This is a genomic window from Streptomyces lucensis JCM 4490 (assembly GCF_014650035.1).
Taxonomy (GTDB): Bacteria; Actinomycetota; Actinomycetes; order Streptomycetales; family Streptomycetaceae; genus Streptomyces; species Streptomyces lucensis.
Genome location: NZ_BMUE01000012.1, coordinates 23,732 through 48,065, shown reverse-complemented (window position 1 = coordinate 48,065; position 24,334 = coordinate 23,732). Strand labels below are relative to the sequence as shown.

The window sequence follows — 24,334 nt, the reverse complement described above, 5'->3', positions numbered from 1 at the left end:
TGGACGGTCCGGGGGTGGGGTAGGGTTCCCGGCATGTTCGCGCCTTCGATCCAGACCTGGTGGTGGACCGCTTATCCGGCGGCCCGCTGATCGCGCGTACACAGACTTCGCGAAGGCCGCCCGAGGGGCGGCCTTCGGTGTTTCCCGGGCCGTTCCTCTCCGTCAGAAGATCGAGAAGGAGCCCGACCCGTGAACCTGCAGGACCTGCTGTCCGACCCCCGCCCCTTCGCCCTGCTGCGCCGCCGCGTCCCGGGCCGCGCCGAACACCCGGTGGAGGTGCTGGTCGGCCCGGTGACCAGCCACGACCGGCTGGCCGACCTCCCCGGCGAGGGCCTCGCGCTGGTGCCGTTCCGGCAGATCCGCGAGCGCGGCTTCGACGTGCGCGACGACGGCACCCCGCTGCTGGCACTGACCCCCGAGGAGTCGTACGAGATCCCGCCGGCCGAGGCGCTCGGCATGCTGCCCGCGCACGAGGTGCGGGTCGAGGGCGGTGCCTTCGACGTGGACGACGAGGAGTACGCCGGGATCGTCGGACGGGTGCTGACCCAGGAGATCGGGCAGGGCGAGGGTGCCAACTTCGTGATCCGGCGCACGTTCCAGGGGGAGATCCCCGGCTTTGGCCGTGCTGACGCGCTCGCGCTGTTCCGCCGGCTGCTGGAGGGCGAGCGGGGCGCGTACTGGACGTTCGTGGTGCACACCGGGGACCGGACACTCGTGGGCGCCAGTCCGGAGGTGCACGTGCGCATGTCCGGCGGGACGGTCGTGATGAACCCGATCAGCGGCACGTACCGCTATCCCGCCGGGGGTCCCACCCCGGAGCACCTGCTGGACTTCCTCGCCGACGGCAAGGAGATCGAGGAACTGTCGATGGTCGTCGACGAGGAACTCAAGATGATGTGCACCGTCGGCGACATGGGCGGGGTGGTCGTCGGGCCCCGGCTGAAGGAGATGGCGCACCTCGCGCACACCGAGTACGAGCTGCGCGGCAGGTCCTCCCTGGACGTGCGGGAGGTGCTGCGCGAGACCATGTTCGCGGCGACCGTCACCGGGTCGCCCGTGCAGAACGCGTGCCGGGTGATCGAGCGCCACGAGGTGGGCGGCCGGGGTTACTACGCCGGTGCGCTCGCGCTGCTCGGGCGGGACGCGGGGGGCGCCCAGACCCTGGACTCCCCCATCCTGATCCGCACCGCCGACATCGACGCCGGCGGCCGGCTGCGGGTCCCGGTCGGGGCGACGCTCGTGCGGGGCTCGGACCCGGCGGGCGAGGTGGCCGAGACGCACGCGAAGGCGGCGGGCGTGCTGGCCGCCCTCGGGGTGCGGCCGTCCCGGCCGCGCGCGGAGCGGGACCGGCCCCGGCTGGCCGACGATCCGCGGGTGCGGGCCGCGCTGGACGGGCGGCGCTCGGCCCTGGCCCCGTTCTGGCTGCGGATGCAGGAGCGGTCCGCCGCGCTGGACGGACACGCCCTCGTGGTCGACGGCGAGGACACCTTCACCGCGATGCTGGCGCACGTGCTGCGCTCCAGCGGGCTGGAGGTGACCGTGCGCCGGTACGACGAGCCGGGGCTGCGGGAGACCGTGCTCGCGCACGAGGGGCCGGTCGTGCTGGGCCCCGGGCCCGGTGACCCCTGCGACGGGGCCGACCCGAAGATGCGGATCCTGCGGGAGCTGGCCGCCACGGTGATCCGCGAGCACCGGCACGGCGTGCTGGGCGTGTGCCTGGGCCACGAGCTGATCGCGGCCGGGCTGGGGCTGGAGATCGTGCGCAAGGAGGTGCCGTACCAGGGCGCGCAGACCACGGTCGACCTGTTCGGGCGGCAGGAGACCGTCGGCTTCTACAACAGCTTCGTCGCGCACTGCGACGACGAGGCCGCCCGGGAGCTGACCGCGCGCGGCGTCGAGGTGAGCCGGGCGGAAAACGGGGAGGTGCACGCCTTGCGCGCGGCCCGCTTCGCGTCGGTCCAGTTCCACCCGGAGTCGGTGCTGACGCTGAACGGCCAGGCGATCGTGACGGAACTGCTGAACGGAGCGCTCCTGCGGCAGCCGTGACCGGGGCGGGACGGCCCTGACATGACTGACCGGGCCGTGTCGTGACCGGGCTGTGGGCCGCGCACCGGCCCACAGCCCCGGCGCCGGTCAGCCGAAGAACACCCCGGCCTCCGTGTACAGCTCCGGGTCCACCGTCTTCAGCCTGGCGGTGGCCTCGGAGATCGGCACCCGGACGACGCCGGTACCGCGCAGGGCGACCATCTTGCCGAAGTCGCCGTCGCGGACGCAGTCGATGGCGTGCAGGCCGAAGCGGGTGGCCAGCCAGCGGTCGAAGGCGCTCGGGGTGCCGCCGCGCTGGACGTGCCCGAGGACGGTGGTGCGGGCCTCCTTGCCGGTGCGCTTCTCGATCTCCTTGGCCAGCCACTCGCCGATCCCGGAGAGCCGCACGTGACCGAAGGAGTCCAGCGAGTCGTCCTTGAGGACCACGTCGCCGTCCTTGGGCATGGCGCCCTCGGCGACGACGACGATCGGGGCGTACGACGCCTTGAAGCGGGAGGTGATCCAGGCGCACACCTGGTCCAGGTCGAAGCGCTGCTCGGGGATGAGGATGACGTTGGCGCCGCCGGCGAGGCCCGAGTGCAGGGCGATCCAGCCGGCGTGGCGGCCCATCACCTCGCAGACCAGGACCCGCATGTGGGACTCGGCGGTGGTGTGCAGCCGGTCGATGGCCTCGGTGGCGATGCCGACGGCCGTGTCGAAGCCGAAGGTGTAGTCGGTGGCGGACAGGTCGTTGTCGATGGTCTTGGGCACGCCGACGCACGGCACCCCGTACTCGTCGGACAGGCGCGCGGCCACGCCCAGGGTGTCCTCGCCGCCGATCGCGACGAGGGCTTCGACCTCCTGCTTGGCGAGGTTGTCCTTGATGCGGCGGATGCCGCCCTCCACCTTGAGGGGGTTGGTCCGCGAGGAGCCCAGGACGGTGCCGCCGCGGGGCAGGATGCCGCGCACCGCGGGGATGTCGAGGCGGACGGTGTCGTTCTCGAGAGGACCGCGCCAGCCGTCCCGGAAGCCGACGAAGTCATAGCCGTACTCCTGCACGCCCTTGCGCACGATGCCCCGGATGACGGCGTTGAGCCCGGGGCAGTCGCCGCCTCCGGTCAGTACTCCGACTCGCATGGAAATGTCCCTTTGCCGCGCTTGCCTGACGATCGGTCACGCTAGTGGTGATCCGCGCCACTTCGTCAGAGGCGCCAAGGGTGATTCGGGGCGCGTCGCCGGATTCCGGGCGCTACTCGTCGTCGAGTCCGCGCTCTATCGCGTACCGCACCAGTTCCACCCGGTTGTGCAACTGGAGCTTGCCGAGGGTGTTCTGGACGTGGTTCTGGACCGTGCGGTGGGAGATGACGAGGCGTTCGGCGATCTGCTTGTAGCTCAGGCCCTTGGCGACGAGGCGCAGCACCTCCGTCTCCCGGTCCGTCAGCCGGGGTGCGCCCGGCTCGTCGGCGTCGGCGGCGGGCGCCGGCTCGGTGGCCAGGCGCCGGTACTCGCCGAGGACCAGGCCGGCCAGGCCCGGGGTGAACACCGGGTCCCCGGCGGCCGTACGGCGCACCGCGTCGAGCAGTTCCCCGGTGGAGGCGGACTTCAGCAGGTAGCCGGTCGCGCCGGACTTGACCGCCTCCAGCACGTCGGCGTGCTCACCGCTCGCCGAGAGGACCAGGACGCGCAACGCCGGGTTGTGGGCGACGAGTTCCTTGCAGACCTGGACGCCGGGCTTGGCGGGCAGGTTGAGGTCGAGGACGAGGACGTCGGGGGCGGCGGCCCTGGCCCGGCGGACCGCCTGCTCGCCGTCCCCGGCGGTGGCGACCACCTCGAAGCCGGACTCGGCCAGGTCCCGGGCGACCGCGTCGCGCCACATGGGGTGGTCGTCGACCACCATGACCCTGATCGGGTCCTGCTGCTGCGTCATCGCTGCTCCGCCTTCTTCCCCCGCGCCCGTGCGGCGCCCTTCGGTACCTTCAGTTCGACTTCCGTGCCCTGACCGGGGACGGAGATCAGCTCGGCGCTGCCGCCGAGGTCCCGCAGCCGTCCGCGGATGGACTGGGCCACGCCGAGCCGGCCCTCCCCCTCGGCCTGGGCGAGCCGGCCCTCCGGGATGCCGGGGCCGTCGTCCCGGACGGTCACGACGACCTCGTCCGGCTCGTCCTCGACCAGGATCCAGGCCCGGGCACCCTCGCCTGCGTGCATCCGGACGTTGTCCAGGGCGGCCCCGACGGCGGCGGCCACCTCCCGGGCCGCGGCGTGCGGCAGCGGCACCGGTGCGCCGGGCTCGGCGAAGCCGACCCGGCCGCAGGCGTAGGGGGCGAGCAGGGAGCGCAGGTCGACCGGTCCGGCCGGCTCGTCCTCGTACGGCACCTCGACGGCGCGCACGACGGCGCCGGCGGCCGCGTCCTCCGACACCCGGGACACCGGCACCAGGCCCCCGGAGACCAGCGTGCGCAGGGCCACCTCCTGCTCCCCGGCCAGCCGGCCCAGTTCGGCGGCCTCTCCGCCGAGGGCGGTGCCGCGGCGCTTCACCATCGCCAGGACCTGCAGCACGCCGTCGTGGATGTCCCGGGCCAGCCGCTCCCGCTCCCGGGTCGCGGCCTCGATCTCCAGGGCGCGGGCGAGGGTGCGCTCGGAGGCGCGGGCCACCTCCACGACGTAGCCGATGGCGATGGAGGCCACCCAGACCAGGATCACGTTGTGCACGGTGTCCCGGGCGGGGCTGCCGCGCTCGACCAGGTTGACGACGGCGACGGCGGTGGAGGCGACGGCGGCCCAGCGCCAGCCGCCCTTGATGGCGAAGGCCAGCACCGAGCCGGCGGTCCATATGGACGGCAGGGTGGGGCCGCCGCCCGCGATCCGCTCGTGGTTGTCGGCGAGCGGAGTGAGCAGGATGCCGGCGAGGGCGACGGTCAGGTCGGCGGCCAGGAAGCGCCGGGTGCAGGCCGCCTCGCTCGCCACCTTGGGCAGGGTGGCGAGGGTCCACACGGCCAGGACGGCGTAGTAGGCGACGGCGACCCAGGGCCGTACGAAGTGGGACCACGCCGTGGCGCACAGGCCGATCGCGTACAGCATGGTCAGCACGCGGTAGCCGGCCAGCGCACGCCACAGCGGCAGCTCGACCGACATCGTCATGACGCGTTCGCGCCTGGGCATGTCCCCCGGTCCCCCCGATCCCCCGGTCCCGCTGAGCCCCCCGGCTAGGACTCGGCCTGCTTCTTCTCCGCCTTCTCCGCTTCCTTGGCCGCCTTCGCCGCCTCCGCGATCTGCCGCTTGGCGGCGGTCGCGTACATGTCGACGTACTCCTGGCCGGAGAGCTTCATGATCTCGTACATGACCTCGTCGGTCAGGGCGCGCAGCACGAAGCGGTCGTGGTCCATGCCCTGGTAGCGGCTGAAGTCCATGGGCCTGCCGATGCGGATGCCGGGCCGCATCAGCTTGGGCACGACCTTGCCGGGCGGCTGGATCTTCTCCGTGTCGATCATGGCGACCGGGATCACCGGCGCGCCGGTGGCGAGCGCCACGCGCGCGAGTCCGCCCGGCTTGCCGCGGTAGAGCCGGCCGTCGGGCGAGCGGGTGCCCTCGGGGTAGATGCCGAACAGCTCGCCCCGCTCCAGCACCTCTATGCCGCTCCTGATGGCCGCCTCGCCGGCGCCGCGCGCTCCGGAGCGGTCCACCGGGAGCTGTCCGACGCCCTTGAAGAAGGCGGCGGTCAGGCGGCCCTTCACGCCGGGCGTGGTGAAGTACTCGGCCTTCGCGATGAAGGTGACCTTGCGGTCCAGGACGGCCGGCAGGAAGAACGAGTCCGAGAAGGACAGATGGTTGCTGGCCAGGATCGCGGGGCCCGCGGCCGGAATGTTCTCCAGTCCCTCCACCCAGGGCCTGAAGGCAACCTTCAGCGGCCCGCCGATGGCGACCTTCATCGTGCCGTACAACACCCGTGTTCCTCCTGTGTCCGTCGCACAGACCTTAACCCGGAGCGCCGCCGAAGGACCCGACGCCCCTGGTCGGTGTCAGTGCGGTCGCGTACGGTGAACCACATCCGCGCGTTTTTCCTCCCACGGACAGGAGAGTCGAAAGGTGCCGGTTCTCCCCGGAGCCGAGCCGTACCGCCACGAGGGCGGGGAGGTGGGCGTCCTCCTCTGCCACGGGTTCACCGGCTCGCCCCAGTCGCTGCGCCCCTGGGCGGAGCACCACGCCGCCCACGGCCTGACCGTGTCCCTGCCGCTGCTGCCCGGCCACGGCACCCGCTGGGAGGACATGCAGGTCACGGGCTGGCAGGACTGGTACGCGGAGGTGGACCGCGAACTGCGCCTGCTCTCCGACCGGTGTGCGCGGGTGTTCGTCGCGGGCCTGTCGATGGGCGGGGCGCTGGCGCTGCGGCTCGCGGCCCGGCACGGCGAGCGGGTCACGGGCGCGGTGGTCGTCAACCCGGCGAACAAGGTGCACGGCCTGTCGGCGTACGCCCTCCCGGTGGCCCGGCACCTCGTGCGGACGACGAAGGGCATCGCCAGCGACATCGCGCGGGAGGGCGCGGCGGAGCTGGGCTACGACCGCGTGCCGCTGCACGCGGCGCACTCGCTGCGGGTGTTCCTGCGCCGGCTGGACGGCGAACTGCCCCAGGTGACCCAGCCTTTGCTGCTGCTGCGCAGCGCGCGGGACCATGTCGTCCCGGCGGCGGACCCGGCCCGGGTGCTGGGCCGGGTGTCGTCCACGGACGTGACGGAGGTGGTGCTGGAACACAGCTACCACGTCGCGACGTTGGACAACGACGCGGACCGGATCTTCGAGGAGAGCCTCGCCTTCATCGGCCGGCTCGCACCCAGTGTCGGCAAGGAAGGGACGGCCGCAGTTGGCTGAGCACGACTCCGACCGTGACAACCGCGAGGAGCGCGACCCGGACGAGCAGGGCGTGCCGTTCGACGAGGCCGCGGCCTGGCGGGCGATCGTCGCCGGGTACGGCGAGGAGCCGCCGGACCCGCCGGGCGCCAGGCCGTTCAAGCCGGTCGAGGATCTCGCGCTGCTGGAGAAGGACGCGGCCGAGGGCGGCAAGGACGAACCGGCCGATCCGCGGCCGGCCCGGCCGCTGGGCAGCTCGGTCTCCTTCGCGCCCGGGGTCGGACCGCGCGACCACACGGCGCCCGAGCCGTCCGACGACGACTTCGACGAGGACGACGAGGGCCACTTCGTACCGCCCGAACCGCCGCCGCTGCCGGCCGCCGACACGACCGCCAGGTTCGCCTGGCTGGGCGTGGTCGGCGGCCCGGTCCTCGTCCTGCTGGCCGTCCTGTTCGGCTGGGAGATGACCTGGTGGCTGACGACGCTGGGCGTCGGCGGTTTCCTCGGCGGCTTCGCGACGCTGGTGATGCGGATGCAGACGGACGACGACGAGGACGACGACCCGGGCCGGGGGGCCGTGGTCTGAGGGGGCGCCGGTCCCGGGCGCCTGAGGGAGCGGCCCCGCGGCGGGGCCGGCCTCAGGCGGCCGGGACCCTGAGGGCGGCCAGTACCGGCAGGTGGTCGGTGGCCGCCCTGAGGTCGGCCGCCGAGACTCCCGGCTGGTCCAGCGGGACGCCGCAGCCGAGCACCTCGATGCCCTTGGTCGCGAAGACGGCGTCGATGCGCTTGCGGGGGTCGGTCGCGGTGGACGTGAACTCGCCGCCCCACGGGGCCGTGGCGTGGCAGTCCTGGAGGTTCGCGTGCCCGGCGAGGTGACCGAAGGTGCGGCCGTCCGGGGTGTCGTTCAGATCGCCGCCCGCGACCGCGTGCTCCACCCCCATCGCGGCGAGCCGGTCCAGCAGCATGCCGCCCTGCTCGTACCGCTCGTCCCGCTGCAGCGACAGATGGCAGCTGAGCACGCCCAGCCGGGCGCCCCCGAACCGTACGACGGCGGTGGCGAAGCCGCGCCGGTGGAGGCCGGGGGTGAGGGGGAGCAGCACGTCCTGCGTCCGCTCCACCGTGGCCCGCAGACCGCACAGGATCGCGGGTCCCGCCGCCGTCGCACCTCCGGTGAGGACGACCTGCCCGGAGGCCGCTGCGAGCCGGGCGAGCTTCTTGCGCCAGCGGAAGAAGCGGGGGGCCTCCTGGACGAGGACCAGGTCGGGGGCACAGGCGGTGATGACACGGGCCAGGGCGTCCGCGTCGTCCCGCATCGAGCGGATGTTGTAGCTCAGGACCCTGATGACCGCGGAACCGTCGGCTTCCGTGCGGGAGTTGGGGAGCAGCGGGGTTGCCATGCCGACAATCTACGCCGCCCGGGAGCGGGGGCCGCGGCATGACTCGGGGCGCGGGGTACCGTGTGCGACCGCCGGTGCTTCATGGCTGGTCGCGCTGTTCCCCGCGCCCCTGGAGCAGGCCCTGCCGCCGCAGGTCAGGCCGTGGACGTCACATGACCGGGTCGGGCTCGCGGGCCAGGTCCGCCGCGCCCACCATGCCGGCCTTGTTGCCGAGCTGGGCCGCGATCACGTCGGCGACCGGGCGCCAGTTGCCGCCGACCAGCCAGCGCTTGTAGGACTTGCGGATCGGGTCCAGGACCAGGTCGCCCTCGTCGGAGAGGCCGCCGCCGACGATGAACGCGGACGGGTCGAAGAGGGAGGCCAGGTCGGCGAGGCCCGCGCCGGCCCAGCGGGCCAGCTCACGGTAGGAGTCGACGGCGACCGGGCAGCCCTGGCGGGCGGCCATGGAGATGTGCTTGCCCTCGATGCCGTCGGGGGTGCCGTCGCCGAGCGCGAGCAGCAACTCGGCGCGCTCGGGGGTGGCGTTGGCGCGCTGCTTGGCGTAGCGGACCAGGGCGCGCCCGGAGGCGTACTGCTCCCAGCAGCCCTGCGAGCCGCAGCCGCACAGCAGGCCGTCCGGGACCATCCGGATGTGGCCGAACTCGGCGGCCACGCCGAAGTGACCGCGGCGCAGCTTGTTGCCGATGATGATGCCGCCGCCGAGGCCGGTGCCGAGCGTGATGCAGATGACGTTGCGGTGGCCCTTGCCCGCACCGAACTTGTACTCGCCCCAGGCGGCCGCGTTGGCGTCGTTCTCGACCACGACCGGGAGGCCGGTGCGCGCCTCGACCTTCTCCTTCAGCGGCTCGTTGCGCCAGTCGATGTTGGGCGCGAAGTACACCGTGGAGCGCTGCCGGTTGACGTAACCGGCGGCGCCGATGCCCACACCGACGATCTCGTGTCCCGCACGCGCGCCCTCCACCGCCGAGGCGATGGCGTCCACGATGGCCTCGGGCGTGGTGGGGGTCGGCACCTTGAAGGTCGAGAGGATGTTGCCTTCCTCGTCGACCACGCCGGCCGCGATCTTCGTGCCGCCGATGTCGACGCCGATGGTGAGTCCCATGAATCCCTCAGTTCCGGTCGAGCCCCGCTACGGCCAACCGTACCCGAGGCCCTGCCGTGCCAGGGCTTCAGTCCAGGTCGATGCGCTCCCCCGGACCGGTGCCCTCACTCCCGTCGCCGCGGTCGGGCCGGTCGTCCTTCGGGCCGGCCGGGCCGGTGGTCCAGCGCCGCTCCTGGGACTGGACGGCGGAGCGGTAGGCGGCCAGCAGCTCGGTGCCGGCCGCGGCGAGGTGGTCGAAGACGTCCGGGTTGCGCTCGATGACCGGCTCGACGGCGGCCTTCGCCTGCTCGACGACCTGCCGCACGACCTGCTGGGCCGCGGGTCCGGCCAGGCCGCCGAGCAGCGGGGACTGGAGGCCGGACAGCTTGTCGGCCACCGTGTCCACGAGCCGGCGCAGTTCCTCGGCGGCGGAGCCGGGCGGCGGCCCCTGCTCGGTACGGCGGCGGGCCTTCTCGGCGGCGAGGTCCTCGGCGCAGGCGGTGGCCCAGGCGTCGGCGTCGGCAGCCCGCTCCTGCTCCTGACCGGAGGGACCGGACGCGGGACGGTCTTCGCTCATGGCGGACTCCTGACTACGGTTCGCCCCTACGACGTTACCCGAACGGGCGACGCCGTTCACCGTCCGCCGGTGGGCCACAGGCCGGGGTCCGGGGCGAAGCGGACACGCAGTTCCCCCTCGCGGAGCGCGGCTCCCGCGACGGTGCAGCGGCGCAGGGCGGAGGGGAGCGGGACGATCCGGCGGAAGGGGCCCACGGCGATCAGCAGTTCGTCGCCGCGCCGGATGAGGTCCAGCTCGTCCCGTATCGCGCCGGGCAGCGGGACGTGCCAGACCAGGACGCCGTCCTCGGCGATCCGGTCGGTGACGGGCCACTCGACGGGGGCGGGCGCCGGGTTGACGGCCGGTACGGCGAGGGCGGCGAGGTCGTCGGTGCCGTGGGGGTCGCGGCCGAGGTGGGGTACGGGGTGGACGTCGTACTCCTGCTGCCACTCGGCGAGGGTCTTGCGCTGCTGGGCGAGGAGCCCGGCGAGCCAGGTGCCGCCGTCGGCGTCGGGCAGGACGCGGTTGGCGATCAGGGCCTCGGTGGGCAGGCCGCGCAGGGCCAGGCCGAGGGTGGCGGTGCGCACGGCGTCCGCGCCGGCCGGGCCGGGTTCGGCGACCAGGCGGACGGCCGTGCCGCGGTCGGTGAGGACGGCCTCGACGGCGGCCAGTTCGAGGTCCCAGCGGGCCGCCGTCTCGTACAGCCAGTCGGCGGGCATGGGCACGCCGGCCAGCCGGCCGAGGACCGGGCGCAGGGCGCGGGCGGCCTGCCGCTCGGGCGGGAGCAGGCGGCGCAGGTAGCGGCGCAGCTCCTCGGGGAGGGCCAGCAGGGCGAGGGCCTGCGGGAGGGGCGGGAGGTCGACGACGAGGAGGTCGTAGCGCTCACAGAGGACGGCGTCCCGCAGGGCGCGCAGGAAGGACAGCTCCTCCGCGCCGGGCAGCGGGGTGACCTCCTCTGCGTCCAGTCGCACGGCGCCGAGCAGGTCCAGGACGTTCGCGGCGCGCGTCTGGAAGGCGGTGAGGTCCTGACGGAAGCGGTCGACGGCGTCGGGTCTGCACACGGTGAGGAGCGGGGCGGCCTCGGCGGGGGCCGGTCCCGTCGCGGTACCCAGTGCCGCGCCCGGGGTGTCCGTGCGGTCCGCGCTCAGCAGCAGGGTCCGGGTGCCGTCGGCCGCGGCGCGCGCCGCGGTGGCGGCGGCGATGGTGCTGCGGCCGCTGCCGCCGGGACCCGTGATCAGGATGGTGCGCATGAGGGTGAACCGTAACGGACCGCGGCGGTCCGCGCCGTCGGCGCCGCCCGGCCCCCGCCGGTGGCCTACGCCGATTCCACCCTCTTCTTCAGGCCCGCCAGGGCGCGGTCGATGATGACCTTCTCCGCCTTGCGCTTGATCATGCCCAGCATGGGGATCTTGACGTCCACCGTGAGCCGGTAGGTGACCTCGGTGCCGCCGGCCGTGGCCGGCTTCAGCAGGTAGGAGCCGTCCAGGGCGCGGAGCATCTGGGACTTCAACAGGGTCCAGGAGACCTCGTGGTCGCCGGTCCAGGTGTAGGCCAGGGTCTGGTCGTCCTTGATGGCGCCGGCGTCCATGACGAGGCGCACCTGCTCGGCGCGGCCCTGCTCGTCGGCCGCGAGGACCTCGGCCTCCTTCACCTCGCCGGTCCAGTCCGGGTAGCGCGCGAAGTCGGCGATCACCGCCATGACCTCGGCCGGGGCCGCCTCGATCGTGATGCTCGAACTGGTGTGTTCCGCCATCGCCGTGGCTCCTCCGGATGCGGGCCGTGTAGAGAGGTTTCGTGTGCGCGGGGCTGCGCACGTGTGTGCAGCGTGAAGGCTACCGCGCCGCCGACCTGCCGCCTTCATCCCGTCCGCCCCCGCTCACCATTCGAGCGCCCAGGGCGTTCCGGTCCCGGCGAAGTGGCCCACGTTCACGCACTCGGTGGCGCCGATCCGCATGCGGCGCACCAGCGGCTGGTGGACGTGCCCGAACAGCGAGTAGCGGGGCCGGGTGCGGCGGATGGCGTCCAGCAGGGCACGGCTGCCGCGCTCGAAGCGGCGGGCGACGGTGTCGTAGACCAGTTCGGGCACTTCCGGCGGGATGTGCGTGCAGAGCACGTCGACCTCGCCGACGGCCTCGATCTTGGCCGCGTACTCCTCGTCGCTGATCTCGTAGGGCGTCCGCATCGGGGTGCGCAGGCCACCGCCGACGAAGCCGAAGACGCGGCCGCCGATCTCCACCCGCTGACCGTCGAGGACCGTGGTGCCCGGCAGGGCGTACTCGCGCCACAGGGGCGGCATGTCGACGTTCCCGTAGGTGGCGTACGTCGGCGTGGGGAACGCGGCGAACAGCTCGGCGTACTGCTTGCGCACCGCCGTCTCGATGGCCGTGGCCCGGTCGGCGCCGATGCCGGCCCACAGCCGGGCGCCGAACTCACGGGCCTCGGCGAAGCGGCGGGCGGTGCGCAGCTCGACGATGCGGTCGGCGTTCTCCTTGCCGAACAGGTCGGGGAAGATCCCGCGCGAGTGGTCGGCGTAGTCGAGGAAGAGGACGAGGTCGCCCAGGCAGATCAGGGCGTCGGCGCCCTCGCCGGCCCGGGCCAGGTCCCGCGCGTTGCCGTGCACGTCGCTGACCACGTGGACGCGTGTGCGCCGGGTGCCGGAGCGGGTGTGTGCGGTTCGTGCGAAGGGTGTGGATCCGGAGGGTGTGGACGCCATGGCGATCAAGCGTAGGCGTGCGCGGTCCGCGTGAACAGTGCCGGTCGGGCCTGCGGTTACTCGCCGGTCGGTTCGGCCGTGGACTACTGTGCGCGAAGGAACGCCAACCTGTGTGACGCAGCGAACATCTCGGCGGGACCCCCTGTCGTAGAGGCCATACCGGCGGGTAACGTCCGGGCAGTCCAGTCGTGCTCAGGATTTCAACTTGTGAATTCCCGAGCACCTGCCCGAGCCTTGGACCGCACCGTCGCATCGCACAACGTCGTGGCGCCGGCGCCCTATGAGGAGCAGCAGTCTTGCGCGAGTTCAGCCTTCCGGCTTTGTACGAGGTCCCTGCGGACGGCAATCTGAGCGACATCGTCCGCAGAAACGCCGCGCAGCATCCCGGCGTCGCCGTCATCGCCCGCAAGGTGGACGGCGTCTGGCAGGACGTGACGGCCCGGGAGTTCCTGGCCGAGGTGCGCACCGCCGCCAAGGGGCTCATCGCCGCCGGGGTGCAGCCGGGCGACCGGGTGGGACTGATGTCCCGCACCCGCTACGAGTGGACGCTGCTCGACTTCGCGATCTGGAGCGCGGGCGCGATCACCGTGCCGGTGTACGAGACCAGCTCGCCGGAGCAGGTGCAGTGGATCCTGTCCGACTCGGGCGCGACCGCGTGCGTCGTGGAGCTGGACACCCACGCGGCGGCCGTGGAGGCGGTGCGCGACTCGCTGCCCGCGCTGAAGAACCTCTGGCAGATCGAGGCCGGGGGCCTGGAGGAGCTGGCCCGGCTCGGGCAGGACCTGTCGGACGAGACGGTCGAGGAGCGCAGCTCGCTCGCCAAGGCCGACGACCCGGCGACCATCGTGTACACGAGCGGCACGACCGGGCGCCCCAAGGGCTGTGTCCTCACCCACCGCAGCTTCTTCGCCGAGTGCGGCAACATCGTGGAGCGGCTGCGCCCGCTGTTCCGCACGGGCGAGTGCTCGGTGCTGCTCTTCCTCCCGCTCGCCCACGTCTTCGGGCGGCTGGTGCAGATCGCGCCGATGATCGCGCCGATCAAGCTGGGCTGCGTCCCGGACATCAAGAACCTCACCGACGAGCTGGCCGCGTACCGGCCGACGCTGATCCTCGGCGTCCCCCGGGTCTTCGAGAAGGTCTACAACACGGCCCGGGCCAAGGCGCAGGCCGACGGCAAGGGCGCGATCTTCGACAAGGCGGCGGACACGGCGATCGCCTACAGCAAGGCGCTGGACAGCCCCTCGGGCCCGTCGCTCGGCCTGAAGATCAAGCACAAGGTCTTCGACAGGCTGGTCTACAGCAAGCTGCGCGCGGTGCTGGGCGGCCGGGGCGAGTACGCCATCTCCGGCGGCGCCCCCCTCGGCGAGCGGCTCGGCCACTTCTTCCGGGGCATCGGCTTCACGGTGCTGGAGGGCTACGGTCTGACCGAGTCCTGCGCTGCGACCGCGTTCAACCCGTGGGACCGGCAGAAGATCGGCACGGTCGGGCAGCCGCTGCCGGGCTCGGTGGTGCGGATCGCGGACGACGGCGAGGTGCTGCTGCACGGCGAGCACCTGTTCCGGGAGTACTGGAACAACCCGGGCGCGACCGCCGAGGCGCTGGCGGACGGCTGGTTCCACACCGGTGACATCGGCACCCTCGACGAGGACGGCTACCTGAGGATCACCGGCCGCAAGAAGGAGATCATCGTCACGGCGGGCGGCAAGAACGTGGCGCCGGCCGTCATAGAGGACCGGATCCGGGCGCACGCGCTGGTCGCGGAGTGCATGGTGGTGGGCGACGGGCGGCCGTTCGTGGCCGCGCTGATCACCGTCGACGAGGAGTTCCTGGGCCGGTGGGCCGCCGAGCACGGCAAGCCGGCGGGATCCACCGCCGTGTCGCTGCGCGAGGACCCGGATCTCCTCGCCGCGATCCAGGCGGCGGTGAACGACGGCAACGCCGCGGTGTCGAAGGCGGAGTCGGTGCGCAAGTTCCGCGTCCTGCCCTCCCAGTTCTCGGAGGAGTCGGGCCACCTCACCCCGTCGCTGAAGCTGAAGCGCAACGTCGTGGCGAAGGACTACGCGGACGAGATCGAGGCGATCTACGCGAAGTAGTCCCCCTCACGCACGAGCGTCACGGCGCGGGTCCCGGGCGGGGACCCGCGCCGTCGTGCGTCCGGGGGCGGACGCGGCGGGGCGGGGCGGGCCCGCTCTACAGGACGTCCGTCAGGCGTTCCGCCAGCAGGTCCCAGCGCCACTTCCGCTCCACCCACCGGCGGCCCTGCTCGCCCATGCGGCGGCGCAGCCCGGGGTCGCCGAGGAGGGTCACGATGCGGTCGGCGGCCTGTGCCGGCTCACCGCCGCGGACCACCCAGCCGGTCTCCCCGTCCAGCACCGCGTCGGGTGCGCCGCCCGAGTCGCCGGCGACGACCGGCAGGCCGGTGGCGGACGCCTCCAGGTAGACGATGCCGAGGCCCTCGACGTCCAGGCCGCCGCGCCGGGTGCGGCACGGCATGGCGAAGACGTCCCCGGCGCCGTAGTGCGCGGGCAGCTCGGACCAGGGCACGGCGCCGGTGAAGCGGACCGAGGCCCCGACGCCCGTCTCGCGGGCCAGCCGGCGCAGGTCCCGCTCGTAGGGGCCGCCGCCCACGATCAGCAGGACGGCGTCCGGCTCGGCGGCGAGGATGCGGGGCATGGCCTGGATCAGGGTGTCCTGCCCCTTGCGCGGCACCAGCCGGGAGACGCAGACCACGACCGGCCGGTCGGTGAGACCGAGCCGCGCCCGGACCTCGTCGCCGCCGGAGCCGGGGTGGAAGGTCTTCTCGTCGACCCCGGGCGGCAGTTGCACCATCCGCCGGGCCGCCGCGGGCGTGAGCGCGGTCGCTATCCGGGAGCGGGTGTACTCGCCGAGGTAGGTGATCGTGTCGGTGGACTCCCCGATCCGGCGCAGCAGTTGCCGGGCGGCGGGCAGCTGGGCCCAGCCGGCCTCGTGCCCGTGCGTGGTGGCCACCAGCCGCTCGGCGCCCGCCGCCCGGAGGGCGGGCGCCATCAGGCCGAGCGGCGCCGCCGCCCCGAACCACACCGAGGTGCACCCGTGCTCGCGCAGCAGCCCGGCCGCGCGCCGGGTGGCCCGCGGGGTGGGCAGCAGCATGGTCGTACGGTCACGTACGACGGTGAAGGGCTGCTCGGCGTCGAACTCGGCCGTGGCCCGCACGCCCTCCCGCCCGTGCTTCCAGGTGGAGGCGTAGACGACCAGCCGGCCGGGGTCCAGGCGCAGGGCCATGTTGTGCAGGAAGGCCTGGATGCCGCCCGGCCGGGGCGGGAAGTCGTTGGTGACGATCAGGGTCTTGTGCATCGCCGCCGACCCTACCGAACCGGCCCCTGGCGCCCCCCACGCGGCCGGGGCTGTGGCAGGCGCACAGGTACGCGCGCCATCATGGGCGGGCGTAATCGAACGGCGGGCAGCCGCAGCGGGCACCGGACGACAGGGGATCATGTGGAGACGAAGGCCGCCCGGCGGTCCCCGGCCCCGCTGCTCGCGACCTGGGCCGTCACCCGCGTGGCCCTGCTGCTGTTCGTCTTCGGGGTGTTCGTCTTCCCCGGTCCGGACGTCACCGCCGACGTGTCGGTGACCTACCGGGGCTGGTACGAGGAGCTGCTTCGGGGAACGTTCCCGCTGGACGACGTCACCTGGCAGTACCCGCCCGCCGGCGCCCTCCCGGTCCTCGCCCCCGCCGTCCTGCCGTTCCTGTCCTACGCGCACGCCTTCTTCGTGCTGGCGTTCCTCGCGGACCTGGCCGTGCTGGCCTCGCTGCTGTACGCGGGCGGTCGCGCCGGCCGGTCCCGGGGCGGGGCGTGGGTGTGGGTGGCGGGGGTGCCGCTGCTCGGGCCGACGGCGTACGCCCGCTATGACGTGATGGTGACCGCGGTGGCCGTGGCCGCCCTGCTCGCCGGGGCCCGGCGCCCGCGGCTGATGGGCGCCCTGACGGCCTTCGGGGCCCTGCTGAAGGTGTGGCCCGCGCTGCTGCTGGCCGGCGCCGTGCGACGGGAGGCGTGGCGGGCCGCGGCGGTGACCGCGGCGGGCGTCGTGGCGCTGTTCGCGGTGACCATGCCGGGCGCCTTCGCCTTCCTGACGTTCCAGCGGGACCGCGGCACCGAGGTGGAGTCGCTGGGGTCCCTGGTCTTCCACGTGGGCCGGCACTTCGGCTGGGACGGCGAGGTGCTGCTGAACTACGGGTCGATGGAGTTCCTCGGCCCGCGGGTCGCGGAGGTCAGCGGGGCGGCGCTGGCGCTGACCGCGGCCGCGTTCGGCTGGCTGGTGCTGTGGCGGCTGCGGACGACCCGCCACGCGCCGCACACCCTCGCCGACGCGGCCTTCACCGCCGTGCTGCTGTTCACGGTCACCAGCCGGGTCCTCAGCCCGCAGTACCTGGTGTGGCTGGTCGGGCTGGCCTCCGTCTGCGTGTCCCACCGGGCGAGCCGCATGGGGGCGCCGGCCCTGATGGTGGTGCTCGCGTCCTTCGTGACGGTCCTGGAGTTCCCGCTCGGCTTCCTGCACGTGGTGCTGAGCGACTGGTACGGCGTCACCCTGCTGGCGCTGCGCAACGGCCTGCTGGTCGCCGCCGCGCTCACCGCGGCCCGCCGGCTGTGGCGTTCGACCGTTCCCCCGGCCCCGGCCGCCCCGCTGCCGCCGCGGCCGAGCCACGCCGAGGAGACCCCCGTCTCCGGCTGACTCATCCGGTCCGGGCCGGAAGGTCCCCGAGGTCCTTGGTCCCGGCCTGCCCCGGCACCCGCCGCCGCAGCAGCGCCGCCACGGTCGCGCACTGCACCGCCATCGACAGGGCGAGCGCCAGGCAGACGCCGGGCAGGCCGAGGCCGGTGAGGGCGTACGCCAGGGGCAGCTGGACGGTGGTGCCGAGCACGGTGACCCGGAGGAGGACGGGCGCTCCCCCGCTGCCCTCGAAGACCCCGCCGAGCGCGATGAAGCAGGCCGTCAGCAGCAGGAAGGGGCCCGTGCAGCGCAGGAACAGCACGCCCTGGCGCGCGACTTCGGGTCCGGCGCCGAAGGCGGCCATGATCCACGGACCCGTGGCGGCGAACAGGACGGCGGCCGCGAGGCCCAGCGTCCCGGAGACCAGCACCGCCTCCCGGCCGATCTCCCGTCGCGCGTCCTCGCCCGCGCCCCGCGTGTGCGCGGTGTGGATCGCGGCGGCCTGCCGGACCGCGTAGAAGGCCATGGTGGCGACGTACATGACCTTGTAGGCGATCGAGTAGGCGGCCACCGCGGTCACGCCGAGCCGGGCCACGATCGCGACGAGGACCAGCGACCCGCCCTGGCGCACGGTGAAGTCGGCGGACATGGGCAGCCCGGTGGTGAGGGTGCGGCGCAGGGCGGCGGGGAGGGGTCCGGCGGCACCGGCCCGGGCTGCCGAGCGCACCAGGGGGTCGCGGCGCAGGGCGCGCAGGCCCGCCGCCAGGGCGACGCAGCGGCACAGCACGGTGGAGGCGGCGGCGCCGCGGACGCCGTAGCGGTGGATCAGGACGGGGTCGCACAGCAGGATCAGCCCGTTGGCCAGCAGGGCGAGCCGCAACGGGGTGCGGGTGTCGCCGGCGCCCTTGAGGATGCCGTCGACGAGCTGCTGGGCGAAGAAGACGGCCATGCCCGGCAGGGAGATCGCGAAGTAGCCGGTGGCCAGGCGTGCGGCGGTGTCCCCGGCACCGCCGAGCACCAGACCGGCCAGCGGCTCGCGCAGCAGGAGGCCGCCGGCCGCGACCGCGGGGGCGACCAGGGCGCACAGCGCGACCCCGCCGCGCACCGCGGCGCGCACCGCTGCGGGGTCACGGGCGCCCCGGGCGTGCGCGACCAGCACGGTGGTGCCGGAGGCGAAGACCAGCGCGACGCCGAGCAGGACGTTCTCGGTGCTGGTCGCGACGGCCACGGCGGCGACGGCGGCGCCGCCGAGCCGGGAGACCCAGACGGTGTTGATGATCCCCGCGGCGACGGAGGCGAGGAGCGAGAAGTAGACCGGGTGGGCGAGCGAGACGAGCTGCCTGCGGTGCGCGTCCAAGGGAACCCCCTCTTATCGAGCTACCTCGTTTAGAGGTAGCTCGATAAGAGCTAGCATGTGTTCCCCGCCCGCTGCAAGGAGGATCCCGCGTGCTGGAGCTGTCGATTCTGGGCTTCCTGGCCGAGGAACCGCTGCACGGTTACGAGCTGAAGGAGCGGATCACGGCGCTGAGCGGGCACGTCCGCCCGGTCAGCGACGGCGCCCTGTACCCGGCCATCAACCGGCTGGTGGCCGCCGGGCTGCTGGACCAGCGCACCGAGGAGGGCGCGAGCGCGGCACCGCGCCGGGTGCTGTCCCTGACCGAGGAGGGACGCGCGGAGCTGATGAGACGGCTGCGCACCCCCAAGCCGGCGGAGATCACCGACCAGGTCCGCTTCAACACGGTGCTCTCGTTCCTGCGCCACCTCGACGACCCCGCCGAGCAGGCCGCCGTGCTCCGCCGCCGCCTGGACTTCCTCCAGGCCCCGGCGAGCTTCTTCTACCGCAAGGGCGAGCCGGTCCGTGCCGAGCAGGCCGGGGACATGTTCCGGGAGGGCATGCTGCGGGTCGCCCGGGCCACCGGGCGGGCCGAGCGGGAATGGCTGACCGCGGCGATCGACACGCTCAGCCGAGCCGCTTCGTGACGTAGTCCCGCCAGCGCGCGGTGAACCGCTGCGGCGTCGTGCCGAGCACCTTGCGCAGCGCCTGCTCGACCGCGCCCGGCCGCTTGCCGTGGGCGCCGACGGCCCGGTAGAAGGCGCCGAGCCGGGCCGCGCCCCAGTCGTCGGCGATCATCCGGCAGGCCAGCCAGCCGCTCTCGTAGGCCTGCGCCAGCTCGGTGGGGTCGCCGGTGAAGCCGAAGTCCTTGTCGCCGGGGAGCGCGCCGGGCGCCCGGCCGTCCTGGACGGCGCGGGCGAGTTCGGGCGCGATCGCCCTCGGCGCGCGGCCGGCGCCGAGGTAGCCGATCCAGTCGGCGTAGCCCTCGGAGAGCCACAGCGGGGTGGCGGCGGTGGTGTGGGCGCGCGTGGCCACGTGGGTGGTCTCGTGGGTGAGCACGACCTGCTTGCCGACGTCCCCGAGCCCGGCGTACGCCTCCGGGTTGACGACCACCCGGTCCGCGGGCGTCCGGCCGGAGCCCCCCGCCTCGCCGGTGGTGACGGCCGCGATCCCGCGATAGTCGGACGCGGGCGAGCCGAGCAGGCCGGCCATGCCCGCCAGGGACCGCGGTACGAGGACCACGACCCGCCCGCTCCAGTCCGTGCCCCACTCGTGCGAGACGGCCGGGGCCGCCCGGTCGGCCATCCTGGCGAAGGCCCGCAGCTCGGCCCGCGGCCGGCCGGTGCCGAGGACCAGGCTGCGCGCGCCCTCGACGGCGGTCACCGTGCCCTGGTCCCACAACTGCTGCCCGGCCCGCCGGGCGGGCCTGTCCGCTGTGACGTACCAGGCCCCGCCGGCGCCGCGGCCGAGGGTGAGGGTGCGCCGGACGTCGACCGGGGCCCGGTCGTAGCCGGCGACGCGGTAGCGCAGGTCGGCGTCGGCGGTGGCGCCGGAGGAGGTGCGGTGCACGCCGGTGACCCGGTAGCTCCAGGAGGCCAGCGGCAGGGCGCGCAGCCGGGCGTACTCGGCACGGGTGCCGGTCTCGCCGTACGCGCTCGCGTCATGGGCGACGAGGGCCGCGGCGCGCCGGTCGAGCACGTGCTGCACCTCGGCGCGGGCGGAGTCGGCCGCCGTGCGCCCGCCGCACCCCGTCAGGGGCAGCAGCAGGCAGAGCCCTGCGGCTCCGATCCGCCACACCCGTCCGCGACCAGCCACTTTCCGATCGTACGGCGCGCGGGGCGCTCAGGGTCTGGTGACCGAGGAGACGGGCATCATGCCGACCGGGTCGTAGCGCACCGGAGCGCCGGGGTAGGGCGCGTGGATGACCTGGCCGTTGCCGGCGTACATGGCCACGTGGCTGGCGTCGGAGCGGTAGACGACCAGGTCGCCGGGGCGGGCCTGGGAGAGCGGCACCCGCCGGCCGGCGAGGCGCTGCTCCTGCGAGGTGCGCGGCAGGTGGATGCCCGCGTGCGCGTACGACCACTGCATCAGGCCCGAGCAGTCGAAGCCGGAGGGTCCGTTGGCGCCCCACACGTAGGGGCGGCCGAGGGCGGAGCGGGCGGCGGCCAGGGCCGCTGCGGCGCGGCCGCCGGCGACGAGGGATCCGGCCGGGTCGGGCAGGTCGACGCGGCTGCCCCGGGAGGCCCGGCCGTAGGCGGCGCGGTCCGCTGGGGGCAGGGAGTCGAGCAGCCGCCGGGCCGCGGCGAGCTTCTTCACCACCGTGCGCTTGTGGGTGGCGACGGCCTTGCGGCTGCGGTCCAGTTCGGCGAGCTTGCCGGTCGCCTCCGCGCGCTCCTGGGCCAGCTCGCGCAGCGCGGACCGCAGCTCCCGGAGCTGGCCGGCCTGCCGGGTGCCGATGCGGTCGAGGGTGGCGGCCTTGTCCAGGTAGTCGTCGGGGTCGTCGGCGAAGAGCAGGGCGACGGCCGGGTCGACGCCGCCGGAGCGGTACTGGGCGCCGGCGAGCGAACCGAGGTGTTCGCGCAGGGTGTTGACGCGCTGCTGCTGCCGGGCGATGCGGTCCTGGGCGTCCCGTACCTGGCGGCGCAGGGCGCCCGCCCGCTCCGCGGCCTTGTCGAAGGCCTGGGTCGCCCGCTCGGCCTCCTCGTAGAGCCGGTCCACCTCGGCACGGGTGCCACCGTGCGGTGCTGCCTGCGCCGGTACGGCGCCGAGTGCGGCGGCCGCGGCGGACAGCACGCACAGGGCGGCGGCGCCCCGGTCGAATCCGGACGGTGCGAGACGGCGATGGGACCCCACGGCAGTCCTTCTGCTGGCGGACGGAGACCGTTTCCCCGGCGCCGGGGACGGGGAGGCCCCGGCGCCGGGGAAACGCGGCAGACAGTAGCCGTGCGCGGGAACCCGGACCAACCGCCGGTGCGTCAACGCACGCTGACGCCCCGCCGCTGACGCAGGTCAAGGGCGGGGCGTGGAGTCAGTGCGGGTCCCGGGGATTCGCCCGTTCGGGCGCCACCGGGTGCGTTTCAGGGGCGCCGGGGCAGAGGCGTCAGACCCGGACGCCGAACTGGAACGGCATGTTGCCGATGGCCTCGTAACGGACCACCGCGCCGGTGTGCGGGGCGTGCAGCACCTGGCCGTTGCCGGCGTAGAGGCCGACATGGTGGAGGTCGCCGTAGAAGAAGACCAGGTCGCCGACCTTCAGGTCGCTCTGGCTGTAGATCCGGGTGCCTGTGCCCGCCTGCGCCTCGGAGGTGCGCGGTATGGTCACGCCGGCCTGGGCGTAGGCCCAGGAGGTCAGGCCCGAGCAGTCGAAGGAGGAGGGGCCGGTCGCGCCGTAGACGTAGGGCGAGCCGATCTTGCTCTGGGCGGCGGAGAAGGCCGCCGAGGCGCGGTTGGAGGCGGGCGGGGCGTCGCCCAGGTCCACGCGGTCGGAGGAGGAGCGGTCGGCCCGCTGCTGCTTGGCGGCGATCTCCGCCTTCTCCTTGGCGGTCAGGGTGTTGAGGAGCTTCTGCGCCTCTGCGAGCTTGCCCTGGACCTCCTTCTTCTTGTGCTCCAGCTGGGTGCGCGTGGAGGAGAGGTCCTTGAGCTTCTCCGTGGCCTCCGCCCGCTCCTGGGCGAGTTCGCGCTGCTTGTCCTGGATCTTCTTCAGCGCGTCGACCTGCTGGCCGCTCAACTGGTCGAGCGTGGAGGCCTTGTCGAGGTAGTCGTCCGGGTCCGAGGAGAGCAGGAGCTGGACCGAGGGGTCGATGCCACCGGAGCGGTACTGGGCGGTGGCCATCGAACCGAGGCCGTCGCGGAGCTTGTTGAGCTCCTCCTGGCCGCGGGCGACGTTGTCCTGGATGGTGGAGATTTCCTTCTGCAGCTTGTGCTGCTTCTCCTTGGCCCCGTTGTACTTCTCGGTGGCCTGCTCGGCCTGCTCGTAGAGCTTGTCGACCTTCGCCTTGACCTCGTCCTTGCCCAGCTTCTCGGTGGGCGCGGCGTTGGCGGCGTTCGCGCTCAGCGCGACGGCAGCGGCGGCTGCGGTGGTCAGCACGGTGACACGCGTGCGGCTCGGCTGCTTGGGTCGACGGTGGGACGCCACGAGGGACGATCTCCTTCTTGTGAGTGATCACCCGTTCGGAGGTTCGAGCCCAGACCCTAGTGACACAGTTGTGATCATTCAAATCCTCGCGGCAAAAAACCCGGCACCGCAATGCATTCTTTGCACACAACTCACGTGCAGTGATATCCGCTTGACGCTGCGCTGCGTGACGATGCGACCAATTCGGGCATCTACGACGCCTGTTGGACTTTCAGGACAGTCGCTTCAGAAGCACCGCAGAGGCCACGGGCCGGGCGCCCGCCCTGGCGACCCCGTCGGCCACCTCGCGGTCGGTGGAGGCGACGATGACCGGACGGCCCGGCGGCTCCGCGCGCACGAGCTGGCGGATCAGCTCGTCGGCCGTGACCCCCGGCTTGGAGAACAGCACCCGCACCCCGCGCGGCGGCGCGAGGAGCACCGGCGCGGCCAGTTCGGCGCCGTCGAAGACACATGTCACCTCGGCGCCGGTCTGCGCGGCGAGCGCCGAGAGCTGACCGAGGAGCCGGAGCCGCTGCTTCTCCAGCGGCATCTGCGGATAACCGGTCTTGGTCACGTTGTAGCCGTCGACCACCAGGTGCGCCTGCGGCAGCGCGAGCAACTGGTCGAGGATGGCCGGGTCGTGCTCGGACAGGGCACGGGCCGCGATGTCCTTCGGGGTCATCCGTCCCGGTTCGACCGCGTCCACGGTCTCGGCCGGGCGCACGGACACCGGCGGCAGGGCGAGTTCGCGCCTGAGGCCCTGGGTCGCGTCGAGCAGGGTGTCGAGCAGCAGCCGCACCCGCATGTCCTCCACGCTGCGGCCCTCGCGGGTCGCCCGCCGGGTGGCCTCCAGCGCCGCCTCGGCCTCGCCCAGGCGGGTCCTGAGCCGCCGGGACTCGCTCTCGGCGGCCGACACCTGCGCGTGCGCCTCCGCGCGCACGGCGTCCGTCTCGCCGTGCGCCTTGCGCAGCGCGGCCTCGCCCCGCTTGACGTCGCTGAGCGCGGCCCGCAGCTTGCGGTGCAGCGACTCCGTCTCCCGCTTCGCCGACTCCAGCTCCGCGCGCAGCCGTTCGGTCTCGGCGCGGGTGTGGTCGCGGGCCTGGGCCAGTTCGGCGCGCAGCCGCTCCAGCTCGGCCCGGCTCTCCTCGTCCGCCCGCTCGGCGTCCGCCCGCTGGGCCTCCTCGCCGGCGGCGGTGACCAGCTTCACCCAGCCCGCCGGGCGCAGTACGTAGGCCGCGGCCGCCACGTCGAGCGGGTCCGCGGCCGGAGGCGGGGAGCCGGAGTCGAGGGCGCCGGCGAGTTCCGGCTGCGCCTCCTTGAACTTCTCCCCGATCCGCTGCCGGAACAGGGCGTCGGTCTCCAGGGCCGCCGCCATCGCGTTCCCGGCGAACTTCGCCCGGCGATTGGGGGCGAACCGGGCGTACTGTCTCAGCTGGGCGGGCAGTTCCGTCACCGTCAGGCTGCCGAAGCCGTCCGAGACGATCTGCACGACGCGCCGGCGCACGCCGTCGGGCAGCGGACGGTCAAGCACCTCGGCGGTGCCGTCGCCCGGCCCCCCGCCTGCGGTCTCCACCATCCGTCACA

23 protein-coding genes are annotated in these 24,334 nt (G+C 73.7%); 7 read left to right on the top strand and 16 right to left on the bottom strand.

Going from position 1 to position 24,334, the window contains the following annotated elements; genetic code table 11:
• The first annotated feature begins 33 nt into the window (after positions 1–33).
• Positions 34–90 (top strand): trp operon leader peptide, encoded by a 57-nt coding sequence (locus IE177_RS35840; RefSeq protein ID WP_190017818.1) that lies wholly within the window; start codon positions 34–36, stop codon positions 88–90.
• Between the two features lie 99 nt (positions 91–189).
• Positions 190–2,046: an anthranilate synthase family protein gene (locus tag IE177_RS24880; protein ID WP_190017644.1), complete on the top strand. Its 1,857-nt coding sequence runs from the start codon at positions 190–192 to the stop codon at positions 2,044–2,046.
• An 87-nt stretch (positions 2,047–2,133) separates the two neighbouring features.
• Here the strand turns inward: IE177_RS24880 and IE177_RS24875 are convergent, their stop codons facing one another.
• From IE177_RS24875 to IE177_RS24860, 4 genes are all read right to left on the bottom strand, one after another.
• Complete coding sequence (locus IE177_RS24875; protein ID WP_190017643.1) at positions 2,134–3,162, bottom strand: 6-phosphofructokinase; 1,029 nt, start codon at positions 3,160–3,162, stop codon at positions 2,134–2,136.
• Between the two features lie 112 nt (positions 3,163–3,274).
• Positions 3,275–3,952, bottom strand: a complete 678-nt coding sequence (locus IE177_RS24870; RefSeq protein ID WP_190017642.1) for a response regulator — start codon at positions 3,950–3,952, stop codon at positions 3,275–3,277.
• Entirely contained in the window at positions 3,949–5,184 is a 1,236-nt protein-coding gene (macS, locus tag IE177_RS24865) for a MacS family sensor histidine kinase (RefSeq protein ID WP_190017641.1), read from the bottom strand. The genes IE177_RS24870 and macS overlap by 4 nt, the downstream gene beginning before the upstream one ends.
• Positions 5,185–5,228: 44 nt before the next feature.
• Complete coding sequence (locus IE177_RS24860) at positions 5,229–5,963, bottom strand: lysophospholipid acyltransferase family protein (protein ID WP_190017817.1); 735 nt, start codon at positions 5,961–5,963, stop codon at positions 5,229–5,231.
• A 145-nt stretch (positions 5,964–6,108) separates the two neighbouring features.
• Between IE177_RS24860 and IE177_RS24855 the strand changes: the two genes are divergently transcribed.
• Both IE177_RS24855 and IE177_RS24850 read left to right on the top strand, forming a co-directional pair.
• Positions 6,109–6,888: an alpha/beta hydrolase gene (locus IE177_RS24855; RefSeq protein ID WP_190017640.1), complete on the top strand. Its 780-nt coding sequence runs from the start codon at positions 6,109–6,111 to the stop codon at positions 6,886–6,888.
• A complete protein-coding gene (locus IE177_RS24850; protein ID WP_190017639.1) occupies positions 6,881–7,453 on the top strand; it encodes a hypothetical protein in 573 nt (190 codons plus the stop codon). The genes IE177_RS24855 and IE177_RS24850 overlap by 8 nt, the downstream gene beginning before the upstream one ends.
• A gap of 52 nt (positions 7,454–7,505) precedes the next feature.
• Here IE177_RS24850 and IE177_RS24845 read toward each other — a convergent pair whose 3' ends face one another.
• From IE177_RS24845 to IE177_RS24820, 6 genes are all read right to left on the bottom strand, one after another.
• On the bottom strand, positions 7,506–8,264 hold the full coding sequence (locus tag IE177_RS24845) for an endonuclease/exonuclease/phosphatase family protein (protein ID WP_190017638.1): 759 nt from the start codon (positions 8,262–8,264) through the stop codon (positions 7,506–7,508).
• 148 nt (positions 8,265–8,412) lie between these two features.
• On the bottom strand, positions 8,413–9,366 hold the full coding sequence (locus tag IE177_RS24840) for an ROK family glucokinase (protein ID WP_190017637.1): 954 nt from the start codon (positions 9,364–9,366) through the stop codon (positions 8,413–8,415).
• A 67-nt stretch (positions 9,367–9,433) separates the two neighbouring features.
• On the bottom strand, positions 9,434–9,922 hold the full coding sequence (locus IE177_RS24835; protein ID WP_190017636.1) for a DUF5304 domain-containing protein: 489 nt from the start codon (positions 9,920–9,922) through the stop codon (positions 9,434–9,436).
• Between the two features lie 56 nt (positions 9,923–9,978).
• Complete coding sequence (locus IE177_RS24830) at positions 9,979–11,151, bottom strand: ArsA family ATPase (RefSeq protein ID WP_190017635.1); 1,173 nt, start codon at positions 11,149–11,151, stop codon at positions 9,979–9,981.
• 65 nt (positions 11,152–11,216) lie between these two features.
• Entirely contained in the window at positions 11,217–11,654 is a 438-nt protein-coding gene (locus IE177_RS24825; RefSeq protein WP_190017634.1) for an SRPBCC family protein, read from the bottom strand.
• A gap of 123 nt (positions 11,655–11,777) precedes the next feature.
• Complete coding sequence (locus IE177_RS24820; protein ID WP_229816258.1) at positions 11,778–12,614, bottom strand: metallophosphoesterase family protein; 837 nt, start codon at positions 12,612–12,614, stop codon at positions 11,778–11,780.
• A gap of 296 nt (positions 12,615–12,910) precedes the next feature.
• Here IE177_RS24820 and IE177_RS24815 point away from each other — a divergent pair, with 296 nt between their 5' ends.
• The gene (locus tag IE177_RS24815; RefSeq protein ID WP_190017633.1) at positions 12,911–14,707 is read left to right on the top strand and encodes an AMP-dependent synthetase/ligase; all 1,797 of its coding nucleotides are present in this window, start codon (positions 12,911–12,913) and stop codon (positions 14,705–14,707) included.
• 97 nt (positions 14,708–14,804) lie between these two features.
• Here IE177_RS24815 and IE177_RS24810 read toward each other — a convergent pair whose 3' ends face one another.
• Entirely contained in the window at positions 14,805–15,947 is a 1,143-nt protein-coding gene (locus IE177_RS24810; RefSeq protein WP_190017632.1) for a glycosyltransferase family 4 protein, read from the bottom strand.
• Between the two features lie 141 nt (positions 15,948–16,088).
• Between IE177_RS24810 and IE177_RS24805 the strand changes: the two genes are divergently transcribed.
• A complete protein-coding gene (locus IE177_RS24805; protein ID WP_190017631.1) occupies positions 16,089–17,324 on the top strand; it encodes a glycosyltransferase 87 family protein in 1,236 nt (411 codons plus the stop codon).
• 1 nt (position 17,325) lies between these two features.
• Here IE177_RS24805 and IE177_RS24800 read toward each other — a convergent pair whose 3' ends face one another.
• The gene (locus tag IE177_RS24800) at positions 17,326–18,660 is read right to left on the bottom strand and encodes an MATE family efflux transporter (RefSeq protein ID WP_190017630.1); all 1,335 of its coding nucleotides are present in this window, start codon (positions 18,658–18,660) and stop codon (positions 17,326–17,328) included.
• Between the two features lie 89 nt (positions 18,661–18,749).
• Between IE177_RS24800 and IE177_RS24795 the strand changes: the two genes are divergently transcribed.
• The gene (locus IE177_RS24795) at positions 18,750–19,283 is read left to right on the top strand and encodes a PadR family transcriptional regulator (protein ID WP_190017629.1); all 534 of its coding nucleotides are present in this window, start codon (positions 18,750–18,752) and stop codon (positions 19,281–19,283) included.
• On the opposite strand, the gene IE177_RS24790 is transcribed toward IE177_RS24795, so the two are convergent.
• The 4 genes from IE177_RS24790 to IE177_RS24775 form a co-directional block, all read right to left on the bottom strand.
• The gene (locus IE177_RS24790) at positions 19,264–20,451 is read right to left on the bottom strand and encodes a hypothetical protein (RefSeq protein WP_190017628.1); all 1,188 of its coding nucleotides are present in this window, start codon (positions 20,449–20,451) and stop codon (positions 19,264–19,266) included. The genes IE177_RS24795 and IE177_RS24790 overlap by 20 nt on opposite strands.
• A 27-nt stretch (positions 20,452–20,478) precedes the next feature.
• Entirely contained in the window at positions 20,479–21,489 is a 1,011-nt protein-coding gene (locus IE177_RS24785) for a C40 family peptidase (RefSeq protein WP_190017627.1), read from the bottom strand.
• A gap of 247 nt (positions 21,490–21,736) precedes the next feature.
• Positions 21,737–22,771, bottom strand: coding sequence for a C40 family peptidase (locus IE177_RS24780; RefSeq protein WP_190017626.1), 1,035 nt, complete (start codon positions 22,769–22,771; stop codon positions 21,737–21,739).
• A gap of 211 nt (positions 22,772–22,982) precedes the next feature.
• A complete protein-coding gene (locus tag IE177_RS24775) occupies positions 22,983–24,326 on the bottom strand; it encodes an NYN domain-containing protein (RefSeq protein ID WP_190017625.1) in 1,344 nt (447 codons plus the stop codon).
• Positions 24,327–24,334: the final 8 nt, after the last annotated feature.